The 11,564-nt window shown below is 64.8% G+C and carries 10 protein-coding genes; 7 read left to right on the plus strand and 3 right to left on the minus strand.

Annotated features, from left to right (window positions below):
* Window positions 1–160 precede the first annotated feature (160 nt).
* A complete protein-coding gene (locus ACSZPK_RS11920) occupies window positions 161–823 on the minus strand; it encodes an HAD-IA family hydrolase (protein WP_437881674.1) in 663 nt (220 codons plus the stop codon).
* A complete protein-coding gene (locus ACSZPK_RS11925; protein ID WP_437881675.1) occupies window positions 807–1,364 on the minus strand; it encodes a hypothetical protein in 558 nt (185 codons plus the stop codon). Before ACSZPK_RS11925 ends, ACSZPK_RS11920 begins: the two co-directional genes overlap by 17 nt.
* A gap of 308 nt (window positions 1,365–1,672) precedes the next feature.
* On the opposite strand from ACSZPK_RS11925, the gene purU reads away from it, so the two are divergent.
* The 7 genes from purU (at window position 1,673) to ACSZPK_RS11960 (ending at window position 9,621) form a co-directional block, all read left to right on the plus strand.
* Window positions 1,673–2,539: a formyltetrahydrofolate deformylase gene (gene purU / locus ACSZPK_RS11930; protein ID WP_437881676.1), complete on the plus strand. Its 867-nt coding sequence runs from the start codon at window positions 1,673–1,675 to the stop codon at window positions 2,537–2,539.
* Window positions 2,536–3,408 carry a bifunctional methylenetetrahydrofolate dehydrogenase/methenyltetrahydrofolate cyclohydrolase FolD gene (gene folD / locus ACSZPK_RS11935; RefSeq protein WP_437881678.1) on the plus strand — a complete coding sequence of 291 codons (873 nt, stop codon included), beginning with the start codon at window positions 2,536–2,538 and terminating at the stop codon, window positions 3,406–3,408. Before purU ends, folD begins: the two co-directional genes overlap by 4 nt.
* A gap of 31 nt (window positions 3,409–3,439) precedes the next feature.
* Entirely contained in the window at window positions 3,440–4,681 is a 1,242-nt protein-coding gene (locus tag ACSZPK_RS11940; RefSeq protein WP_437881679.1) for an FAD-dependent oxidoreductase, read from the plus strand.
* 13 nt (window positions 4,682–4,694) lie between these two features.
* Entirely contained in the window at window positions 4,695–4,991 is a 297-nt protein-coding gene (locus tag ACSZPK_RS11945) for a sarcosine oxidase subunit delta (RefSeq protein ID WP_437881680.1), read from the plus strand.
* On the plus strand, window positions 4,988–7,885 hold the full coding sequence (locus tag ACSZPK_RS11950; RefSeq protein ID WP_437881681.1) for an FAD-dependent oxidoreductase: 2,898 nt from the start codon (window positions 4,988–4,990) through the stop codon (window positions 7,883–7,885). The genes ACSZPK_RS11945 and ACSZPK_RS11950 overlap by 4 nt, the downstream gene beginning before the upstream one ends.
* 2 nt (window positions 7,886–7,887) lie before the next feature.
* Window positions 7,888–8,562, plus strand: coding sequence for a sarcosine oxidase subunit gamma (locus tag ACSZPK_RS11955; RefSeq protein ID WP_437881682.1), 675 nt, complete (start codon window positions 7,888–7,890; stop codon window positions 8,560–8,562).
* Between the two features lie 282 nt (window positions 8,563–8,844).
* On the plus strand, window positions 8,845–9,621 hold the full coding sequence (locus tag ACSZPK_RS11960; protein ID WP_437881683.1) for an IclR family transcriptional regulator: 777 nt from the start codon (window positions 8,845–8,847) through the stop codon (window positions 9,619–9,621).
* A 214-nt stretch (window positions 9,622–9,835) separates the two neighbouring features.
* Here ACSZPK_RS11960 and ACSZPK_RS11965 read toward each other — a convergent pair whose 3' ends face one another.
* Window positions 9,836–11,557, minus strand: a complete 1,722-nt coding sequence (locus tag ACSZPK_RS11965) for a nitrilase-related carbon-nitrogen hydrolase (protein ID WP_437881684.1) — start codon at window positions 11,555–11,557, stop codon at window positions 9,836–9,838.
* Window positions 11,558–11,564 lie beyond the last annotated feature (7 nt).

Consider the following 11,564-nt stretch of genomic DNA (forward strand, 5'->3'; position numbering starts at 1 on the left):
TCGTAGGGTGGACCGGGGCGCGTTGCCAACACGAAGCTTGTCCACCATTTCGCCGATGCTTCTGGTGAGCGCTCCAGCTCTGAGCTGCATGATGACCCGCGTTGGTGGACAAGCTTCGCGTTGTCCACCCTACTGGTTGCGCGCGATGCGCTGTGGAGGCTTAACTCAATCGTTCGACCAGGCGCTGCACGTGGTCATAGTCATGCACACGATGAAAGCCAGGATGATCGGCCACCGTAGAGAAGTCAGCCTCGCCAAACCCGGCAACGGGCGAGCCGGCCGCCAAGCCGGCCATCACCCCCGGCAGGCTGTCTTCCACCAGCAGGCAACGGCTCGCCGGCAGGTCGATCACCCGCGCCGCGTGCTCGATCAGCAGCGGCGAGGGTTTCCAGGCGTTGACCTCGTAGGCGCTGACGATGCGCCCACGGAAATCGTCGAGCAGGCCGACCGTGGCCAGGCTGGTCTCGATCTTGATCCGCGGGCCGTTCGAAGCCACGCATTTGGCCAGTTCCAGGCTGCGCACGAAGGCGACCGCGCCGGGCATTTCCACCAGGTGCTCACGGAACAACGGCAGGCTGCGCTGGCGAAAACCGGCGTCGATCAGTTCGATATCGAGCTGTGGATAGCTTTCACCCAGCCCGGCGAGAAAGTCGGCGAAGCGATTGCCGCGAAAACGGGCCATCACCTCATCCGGGATCATGCTCACCCGCTGTTCGCCGATCAGTTCGGCGAGCAGGCGCACGGCCAGGCGCTCGCTGTCCACCAGGGTGCCGTCGCAGTCGAAGATCACCCCTTCGATGCGTTGCTCAGTCGTCCAGGCCATAGCGCTTCAGTTCCGTCGGGGTGAGTACCTGCATGCGGTTCGGCTCGATGCGGCTCATGTCGTCGAGCAGGCGGCGCGGGATGTTCATCTCGCGAAAGTAGGCGGCGGAATCCTGCCGGGCACTGGCGCGCGCCGAATTGGCCGAATCGCCGCCCGGGAAATAAGGCCGGTGCAGGCCAACGTGCCCCTTCACACTCTTCTTGTGCCCGGCCGCGAGCAGGTAGACACAGGTGCCCTGGCACAAGCCGCCCGTGGGCACCAGGGTATCGAAGCCCAGTTCGCGCAGCAGGCGGCCAAGGCGCATGGCCTCGCTGACGCTGCCGCCGATGCTGTCGAGCAGCGCGACCTTCCTGGCGAAACGCCCCGGATTGGCCCGGGCCCCGACCAGCAGCGACTCGGAATCGCCAATCGCGATCTCCTCCGAGATGCGCACCGCCAGCACCGGCCCGAGGCTGTCGTGCTGCACCGCCTCGACCTCCACCTTGGCCAGGGCAGGCAACGCACCGAGCGACAACACACAGAACAAAGCGATACGGCGCATGGACAAATCGGTCTCGAAAACGGAGGCCGCTCACCCTACAGGGCACAGCGAGATGGCGGCAAGCATCTGGCCAGACATACCCCGACATGCGCACAAAAGCGCTTCAGCCAAAGCAAAATTTTCACCAAAGAAAAATAAATTTACCCGAGAACAATTTATTCACCACCAGTAAATAAATATTCACAACCTCTAGACGTGAACATCCTGTTCCCCTATAAAAGCCAGCACACGAATTTAATATTCCTGCAGAGAATTTTTATTCGGGAATAAATATTTCCTCCACCTGTGAATAATTCGGAACCTTCGCCATGTCGACTGAACAGCAATCCCTGATCCTCACCGTGAGCTGCCCGGCCACCTCGGGCATCGTCGCCGCCGTCACCACCTACCTGGCCGGCAGTGGTTGCTACATCAGCGAACTGGCGCAGTTCGACGACGAGTTCACCGACCGTTTCTTCATGCGCGCGGTGTTCCGCTTCAACCAGGGCGCGGACAGTGACGTCGAAGCGCTGCGCGAGGGCTTCGCCGCCGTCGCGGCCGACTTCGACATGACCTGGAAACTGCTCAGCGCCGCCCGCCCGACCAAGGTCCTGCTGATGGTCAGCAAGTTCGACCACTGCCTGTCCGACCTGCTCTATCGCCACCAGAAAGGCGAACTGAACATGGAGATCACCGCCATCGTCTCCAACCACCTCGACCTGCGCCCGATGGCCGAGCGCGAAGGCATCCGCTTCATCTACCTGCCGGTGACCAAGGACACCAAGACCCAGCAGGAAGACGAACTGATGAAGATCGTCGACGAGACCGGCACCGAGCTGGTGGTGCTCGCCCGCTACATGCAGATCCTCTCCAACAACCTGTGCAAGCAACTGTCCGGCCGGGCGATCAACATCCACCACTCGTTCCTGCCCGGCTTCAAGGGCGCCAAGCCCTACCACCAGGCGTTCGAGCGCGGCGTGAAGCTGATCGGCGCCACCGCCCACTACGTCACCTCGGACCTCGACGAAGGCCCGATCATCGAGCAGGAAGTGCAGCGCGTCGACCACGCCTACAAGCCCGACGACCTGGTCGCCATCGGCCGCGATACCGAGACCGTGGCCCTGTCCAAGGCGGTGAAGTACCACATCGAGCACCGCGTGTTCCTCAACGACGACCGCACGGTGATCTTCAAATGAGCGAGGCCAAGAAAATCGACGGCAAGCTGGCCGCCGCCCGCGTCCTGGAAAAAGTCCGCCACGACGTCGCCGAACTCAAGGCCGAGGGCCTGGCGCCCTGCCTGGCCGTGGTGCTGGTCGGCGACGACCCGGCCAGCCACGTCTACGTGCGCAACAAGGTGCAGCGTGCCGAGGAAGTCGGCATCCGCTCCATCGAGCATCGCCTGCCAGCCGATACCGAGCAGGTCACCCTGCTCGCCCTGATCGAACGCATGAACGCCGACCCAGCGATAAACGGCATTCTGGTGCAGATGCCGCTGCCGCCGCAGATCGACGAAGCCAGCGTGATCCAGGCGATCCGCCCGGACAAGGACGTCGACGGTTTCCACAAGGAAAACGTCGGTGGCCTGGTACTCGGCCAGAACGTCCTCACCCCCTGCACGCCGACCGGCTGCCTGTACCTGCTGGAACAGGCGCTGGGCGACCTCAGCGGCAAGCACGCGGTGGTCATCGGCCGCTCCAACATCGTCGGTAAGCCAATGGCCTCCCTGCTGCTGCAGGCGCACTGCTCGGTGACCCTGGTGCATTCGCGCAGCAAGGATGCCGCCGCCCTCTGCCGCCAGGCCGACATCGTGGTCGCGGCGGTCGGCCGCCCGCGCATGGTCGGTGCCGATTGGATCAAGCCCGGCGCGGTGGTGATCGACGTTGGCATCAACCGTATCGAGGAAAACGGCCGTGCGCGCCTGGTCGGCGACGTCGACTACGACGCCGTGCTGCCGCAGGTCTCGGCGATCACGCCAGTGCCTGGCGGCGTCGGGCCGATGACCATCGCCTTCCTGATGCGCAACACCGTGCTCGCCACCCGTTTGCAGAATCCACTGGCGGCCTAGCTGGCCGCCGCTCATTGATCTGGAGCCGATCATGCCCTTCAGTCTGTTGAAATATGGTTTGTCCTCGGAGTACCCCGTCGAGGTCGACCTGCCTGCGCCGAAGGAGCTGAAGTCCTCCTATGACGTGGTCATCATCGGTGCCGGCGGCCACGGCCTGGCCACCGCCTACTACCTGTCCAAGTATCACGGCATCAGCAACATCGCCGTGTTGGAAAAGGCTTACCTGGGCGGCGGCAACACCGCGCGCAACACCGCGGTGATCCGCTCCAACTACCTGACCAGCGAGGGCGTGAAGTTCTACATCGAATCGGTGCGCCTGTTCGAGAACCTGTCCAACGAGTTCGACTTCAACATCATGTACTCGCACCGTGGCCAGCTGACCCTGGCCCACACCGACGCCACCGTGCGTGCCTTCCGCCAGCGTGCGGAAGTGAACAAGCACTTCGGCGGGCGCACCGAGATGATCGATCGCCAGCAGATCCGCGAACTGGTGCCGACGCTCAACCTCGACCCCGGCCATATCCCGGTGCTCGCCGGCCTCTGGCACATCGACGGCGCCACCGCGCGCCACGATGCGGTGGCCTGGGGTTATGCCAAGCAAGCCGCCAAGCGTGGCGTGGAAATCCACCAATTGACCGAAGTGCAGGACTTCGTCGTCGAGAACAACCGAATCCGCGCGGTGAAGACCAATCGCGGCACCATCCAGTGCGGTTGCGTGGTCCAGGCCGTGGCCGGCACCAGTTCGCTGCTGCTGAACAAGCTGAAGATCAAGGCACCGATCCACACCTACCCATTGCAGGCGATGGTCACCCAGCCGTTCAAGCCGTTCCTCGACCCACTGGTGAGCTCCAGCGCCCTGCACTGCTACGTGCAGCAGACCAGCCGCGGCGAACTGGTGTTCGGCGGCGGCTCCGATCCCTACCCGCTTTACAACACCCGCTCGACCCTGGACCTCAAGGAAAGCCTGCTGGCCCACGCCATCGAGATGTTCCCGTTCATGGCCAACGCCAAGCTGATGCGCCAGTGGGCGGGGATCACCGACATGACCCCGGACTACAGCCCGATCATGGGCCTGTCGCCCATCGACGGTTACTACCTCGACGCCGGCTGGGGTACCTGGGGCTTCAAGGCCACGCCGATCTGCGGCAAGACCATGGCCGAACTGGTCGCCAGCGGCGGCAAGGTGCCGGAGCTGATCGCGCCGTTCGGCCTGGATCGCTTCAGCCGCTTCCAGCAGGTCAACGAAATGGGCGCTACGGCGGCCAGCCACTGACGGGTCACAGACGATGAAGATCATGACTTGCCCGCTCAACGGGCCACGCAACATCAGCGAATTCACCTACGGCGGCGAGTTGAAACAGATGCCCGACGCCAACACCTGCAGCGTCGCCGAATGGGCCGACTACGTGTTCAACAGCGAGAACGCGTTGGGCGTGGTCACCGAATGGTGGATGCACACGCCGTCGAGCTATTGGTTCCTGGCCGAACGCCACACCGGCAGCGACGAGATCCTGCGCACTTTCGACCCTAAAGAACTGTTCAACCAGCGTGTCGATTTCGCCGCACCGGAGGCCGACCAATGAACCGCCTGCCCGCCCCCATGGGGCTGTTGATCGACCGCAACAAACCGCTGACTTTCAGCTTCGACGGCACTGCCTGCCAGGGCTTCGCCGGTGACACCGTCGCCAGCGCCCTGGCTGCCGACAACCGCTGGTTGCTGTCGCGTTCGTTCAAGTACCACCGCCCGCGCGGCCCGCTGACCATGGCCGGGCAGGACGCCAATACCCTGGTGCAACTGCCGGACGAAGCCAACGTGCTGGCCGACGAAGTCCCGCTCAAGGCCGGCCTCGACGTCACCCCGCAGAACGTCAACGGCAGCCTGGAAAAGGACCGCGACGCCTACCTCGGCAAATTCTCCAGATTCATGCCGGTGGGCTTCTACTACCGCGCCTTCTACAAGCCCAAGGGCATGTGGAAACGCTGGGAGCCGCTGATCCGCAAGAAGGCCGGCCTCGGCGTGCTCGACCTGAAGTTCGAGCCCACCTATCACGACAAGGCCTACCTGTTCTGCGACCTGGCGGTGATCGGCTCCGGTCCCGCAGGCCTGTCTGCCGCGCTGCATGCCGCCAACACTGGCGCCAAGGTGCTGCTGATCGAACAGAACCCGGTGCTCGGCGGCTCGCTGACCTACGCGCGCTTCGGCCTCGATGCCAATGCGGCGATGGGCCTGCGTGAAGAACTGGTCGGCGCGGTGCAGAACCACGCCAATATCCGCGTGCTCGATTCGGCGACCTGCAACGCCTGGTTCGCCGACAACTACCTGCCGGTGATCCAGGGCAACCGCCTGTACAAGGTGCGCGCCAAACAGTGCATCATCGCCAGCGGCTCGTTCGACCAGCCGGTGATCTTCCGCAACAACGACCTGCCCGGCGTGATGCTGACCAGCGCCGCCCAGCGCCTGATGCGCCTGTACGCGGTCAAGCCCGGCCAGCGTGCCGTGGTGCTGACCGGCAACGACGACGGCTACCTCGCCGCCCTCGACCTGTTTGATGCAGGCGTGGAAGTCGCCGCCGTGGTCGACATGCGCGAGCGCGTCGAAACCGCCGGCCTGGCCACCGCCGTACAGGCCAAGGGCATTCCGTGCCACGCCGGGCATACCGTCTATGAAGCCATCGCCGGCAAGACCGGTCGCCACCTCGCCGGGGTCGACGTGCGCCGCATCACCGGCCAAGGCAAAGTGGCCGAGGCCAGTACGCGCATCGACTGCGACCTGCTGTGCATGTCCGCGGGTTACATGCCGGTCTACCAGTTGCTGTGCCAGGCCGGCGGCAGCCTGCGCTATGCCGACGAGCACGCGGCGTTTTCGATTCAGAACCTGCCGAAGATCCTGCGCGTTGCCGGCTCGGTGAACGGCCGCCACGACCTGCAACGGGTGCTCGCCGATGGCCAGCGTGCCGCCGCCGAAGCCCTGGCCGATCTCGGCCTGCACGGTGCAGCCGTGCAAGGCTCGGACAAGGACGACAGCAAGGTCAACTTCCCCTGGCCGATCTTCGCCCATCCGCAGGGCAAGGAATTCGTCGATTTCGACGAAGACCTGCAGATCAAGGACATCGTCAACGCCACCCGTCACGGCTACCGCGACGTGCAACTGGTCAAGCGTTTCTCCACCGTCGGCATGGGGCCGTCCCAGGGCCGTCACTCGGCGCTGCCAACCGCACGCCTGGTGGCTGCTGCTACGGGCCGCAGCGTCAGTGAAACCGGGGTGACCACCGCGCGCCCACCGTTCACTGCAGAGAAGCTGGCTCACGTCGCCGGTCGTGCTTTCGACCCCTATCGGCAGACCGCCATGCACCGCCGCCACGTCGAGCTCGGCGCCAAGCTGATGCCCGCTGGCGTGTGGCAGCGTCCGGCGTTCTACGGCAAGGCCGAGGACCGCGAGGCCTGCATGCAGGCGGAGGCACGGCATGTGCGCGAGAAGGTCGGCCTGATCGACGTGTCCACCCTCGGCGGCCTCGACGTGCGCGGCCCGGATGCCGCCGAACTGCTGGAACGCCTGTACACCTTCGGCTTCAAGAAACTCGCCATCGGCCGCACCCGCTACGCGCTGATGACCGCCGAAGACGGCGTGGTGATCGACGACGGCGTGGCCTGCCGCCTCGGCGAGCAGCACTTCTACGTGTCAGCCACCACCAGCGGTGTGGATCGCGTCTACCGCAGCATGCTCAAGTGGAACGCCCAGTGGCGCCTGAACGTCGACATCGCCAACGTCAGCGCCGCCTTCGCCGCGGTCAACCTGGCCGGCCCGCTGTCGCGCAAGGTACTGGAAAAGGTCTGCACCGATGTCGATCTGTCACCCGAAGGCTTCCCCTATCTCGGTGTGCGTGAAGGCACGGTCGCCGGTGTGCCGGCACGGCTGCTGCGAGTCGGTTTCGTCGGCGAGCTGGGTTATGAAATCCACGTGCCGGCACGCTTCGGCGAGCACCTGTGGGATGCGCTGATGGAGTCCGGTAAGGCCGAGGGCATCCGCCCGTTCGGCGTGGAAACCCAGCGCCTGCTGCGCCTGGAAAAAGGCCACGTGATCATCAGCCAGGACACCGACGGCATGAGCCATCCGGCCGAGCTGGACATGGGCTGGGCCATCGGCCGCAAGAAGCCGTTCTTCGTCGGCAAGCGCACCATCGAGATCCTCGAGTCGCAACCACTGAAACGCAAGCTGGTCGGCTTCACCCTGCCCAAGGGCAGTGCCAAACCACTGGAAGGCCACCTGGTGCTGAAAGGCCCGGACATCAGCGGCAACGTCACCTCGTGCGAATACTCCGAGACCGTCGGCGCGATCATCGGCATGGCCTACGCCGCTGCCGACCAGGCCACGCCGGGCATGCAGATTCCGATTCGCGTGGAAGGCGGCGAGATGGTCCAGGCCACCGTGGTGCAACTGCCCTTCTTCGACCCCGAAACCAAACGCCAGGAGCTGTGACCATGAGCCTGACCATTCGCGACCACGCCGAACGCAGCCCCATCCATGACCTGTACGGCAACGCACCGCTGACCCTGTTGGGCGAACGGTTGTTCGTCGCGGGCGCCAAGAGCGACAGCGAGCAACTGCAACGCTGCGCACTGATCGACCTGAGCAACCTGCCACGGGTCGGTTTCCGTGGCAGCGACAGCGCGGCCCATCTGCAAGGCAAGGGCTACCAGTTGCCGCAGGCGCCCAATCAGGCGCTCGTGCAAGCCAGCGGCGAAAACGTGCTGCGCCTGTCGCAGACCGAGTATTTCCTGCTCGGCAGCCTGGCCGATGGCGGTGCGCGTATCGCCGCCGACGAAGCGGGCTGGCACTACGACGAAAACCTGGCCTGCTACCTGCTGCCGCGCCAGGACAGCCACACCTGGCTGGCCCTGACCGGCGCTCACCTGCCGGAACTGTTCGCCAAGATCTGCGGTGTCGACCTGCGTGCCGAGGCGTTCCCGGTAGGTGCCGTGGTACAGACTTCGGTGGCGCGTTTGAATGCCATCGTGGTCAATGCCGGTACGGCAAAGCTGCCGGTGTTCCACCTGCTGTGCGACCGCGCCTCGGCGCATTACCTGTGGGGCGCGCTGCTCGATGCCATGGATGAGTTCGGTGGCAAAGCAGTGGGGATCGGGGGGTTGGTGTAGCGCGTGTTCACGATCTTTTCGAGCTCGTTCGAGTAGCGGCTTCGAGGCAAAAGCGGACATCGATATTATTTACCGTCACTCCCGCGAAGGCGGGAGCCCAAATAAAAAAGCGCTTCTGGGTTCCCGCCTTCGCGGGAATGACGAAATAACGAATGTCCGCAATTACCTCAACGCTGCCCGATAAACCGACCAGAGATCGTGAGCAGGTTCTTGAAGCGTTTAAAAGCCCCCTCTCCCTTCCAGGGAGGGCGACGCCCACGCCACAAGCATCAGAGTGCCGCAATGACTACCGTCAAAGACGAAACCGACTACCGCGTCCCCGCCCTGCAACGCGGCCTGCAAGTCCTGGAGATGTTCAGCGCCGACGAACGCACGCTGAGCATGCAGGACATCGCCGAGCGCCTGGGCGGCACGGTGTCGTCGATCTACCGGATCGTCGTCACCCTGACCGACATGGGCTACCTGCAGAAGGTCGGCAAGAACAGCTACAGCCTCGGCTCGCAGGTCATCAGCCGTGGCTTCACCTACCTGGCCAGCCGCGACCTGGTGGACATCGCCATGCCGCACCTCAACGCCCTGCGCGACCGCACCTCCACCTCCTGTCACCTGGGCACCCGCGACCGTACCGACGTGGTCTACATCTACCGCGCCTTCGCCGCCCAGCGCCTGGCCGTCAATGTACCCATCGGCACCCGTCTGCCGTGCCACATCACCGCACTCGGACGAATCCTGCTGAGCGATCTCGACGACGGGACACTGTCCGGCCTCTACCAGCACGAACGCCTGGACGGCTATCCGTCACCGGCACCGAAAACCCTGCCGGAACTGCTGCGCATGGCCGAAGAAGATCGCCAGAGCGGCTTCGTCCTGCACCGCTCGGACTACTCCACCTCCATCGCCACGAGCATTCGCGACCACACCGGGCGCATCGTCGCCGCCATCAACCTGTCCGGCCCGGACGCAGTGATGGACGACGAAGCCGGCCGCGAACAGATGCGCCAGGCCCTGGCTCAGTGCGCCGCGATCATCTCGCGGGAGGCGGGGTACCGAGCCACTTGATCCCGACCGAAGCTGGCTTCCATCGGTGGCTGCTTCGAGGCAATTGCGGACATTCGTGCGATAACCGTTATTGCGCGGTGTATTTAACCGTCATTCCCGCGAAGGCGGGAATCCAGAAGCGCCTTTTATTTGGGTTCCCGCCTTCGCGGGAATGACGATTGAAGGTGGAGCGGGTGTTCGCCGAACGTCCGCAATTGCCTCGCTCCAGCCCCCATCAACCCTCCAGCAACACCCCGTACTGCAACGGCTGGCGCATCAGCACCAGGTCCTTGCGGCGCACCACATTGGTCGGGTAGCGCGCGTCGAGGTTGGAGGTGTCGACGGTCGCCACCGCCACACCGCTGTGGTCGCCGACGATCGCCTCATGACGTGGGAAGGCGAAGGTATCGGCGCCGAATACACCGCTGCCGCCGCAGGCCCCGCTGTCGGCATCGAGGCTGTTGGCGAAGGCCAGGTAGACATTGTTTTCCCCGGCACGCACGCGGCCCAGGTGCCAGTGATACGGATCGGCACCCATGGGAATCGGGTAGTTCTGGCGAATACCGCTGCCCGCATGCGCTCCCGGCACAGGTTCGGCCAAAGCCGTGCTGCAGGCCAGCAGGTCGCAGCCACGCAGCGCCAATACACGACCGGCTTCCGGCACCAGGCAGTCCTCGCCGATCAGCAGGCCGAGCCGGCCGAACGGCAGGTCGTAATGGCACCAACGCTCACCCGCCGTGGCCCAACTGCGCTCCTTTTCGCCCAGGTGGATCTTGCGGTAACAACCGATCACGCCCTCGGGGCCGACCAGCACGGCGCTGTTGTACAGCGCCTCGCCGTCACGCTCGACGAAACCCGCCACTAGGTGCAGGCGCAGGCGCTGGGCCAGGCGCAGCAGTGCGCTGACGCTCGCCCCCTGCGTGCTTTCGGCCCTGTCCGCACCGCGATAGGCACCAGTCAACGCCAGCTCCGGGAACACCACCAGTTCGGCGCCATCAGCCTTGGCCTCGCCCGCCAGTTCGGCGATGCGTTGCAGGTTGGCGGCCTTGTCCTGGCCCGGTGCGAACTGACCGACCGCGATCCGCGAACGCTTGCCCGTGGGCAGCGGATCGAGACCGTACAGGCCGAAGAAATCCAGCGGGTTCCAGGCATAAGTGTTGGTCAGCACCTCGTGATAATGCTCGGGGCGACGCAACGCCATGCGCCGCGCCTGCTCGCTACGCGCGCGCTGCACATCCATCTCGCCGAGCACCACACCGTCGCCGCTGTCACGCGAAGCCTGGATGCTGCCATCGGGTTCGATGATGCAGCTGCCACCACTGAACTGCACGCCGCGCTCCAGGCCCCAGCGGTTGCCTTCGATCAGGTAGCAGCCGTTCTCGTAGGCGCGGTTGATCCAGTACGGTGCGGGCGTGCGCTCGGCCAACCAGTTGCTCAGGTGGCAGATCACGTCGGCACCAGCGAGACCGGCAACCCGCGCGGTCTCCAGGAAGTGGATATCCATGCAGATCAGCAAGGCGATGCGCCCGATGGGCGTGTCGAACACCTGGTGGCCGCGATTCCCTGGCGCTGCCCACTTCGGTTCGGCGATGTAAGGGTGGGTCTTGCGGTGGGTGCCGACCAGCCCTTGCGGGCCAACCAGGAACGCCGAGTTGTAGTACAGGCCGCTGCCGGTATCGACCTCGGGCAGGCCGACGACGATGTGGCAGTCGTAGCGGCGCGCCAGCTCGGCGAAATGCGCGCTGGTCGCACCGGGCACGGTCTCGACCTGCGCGGCGATTTCCTCGCGGCTCATCCAGCAGTAGCCAGTGGTGGCCATTTCCGGCGTGACGATCAGCTCGGCGCTGGCCTTGGCCGCCTCCTCCACCAGGGCGGAGAGACGTTCGATGTTGCGCGCCTTGTCGCCCATCACGGGCTCGAACTGGATGGCGGCGATCTTGACGGTGGACGTGCTCATGGGCGTC

The sequence above is a fragment of the Pseudomonas sp. LRF_L74 genome (assembly GCF_965644255.1).
Lineage (GTDB): Bacteria > Pseudomonadota > Gammaproteobacteria > Pseudomonadales > Pseudomonadaceae > Aquipseudomonas.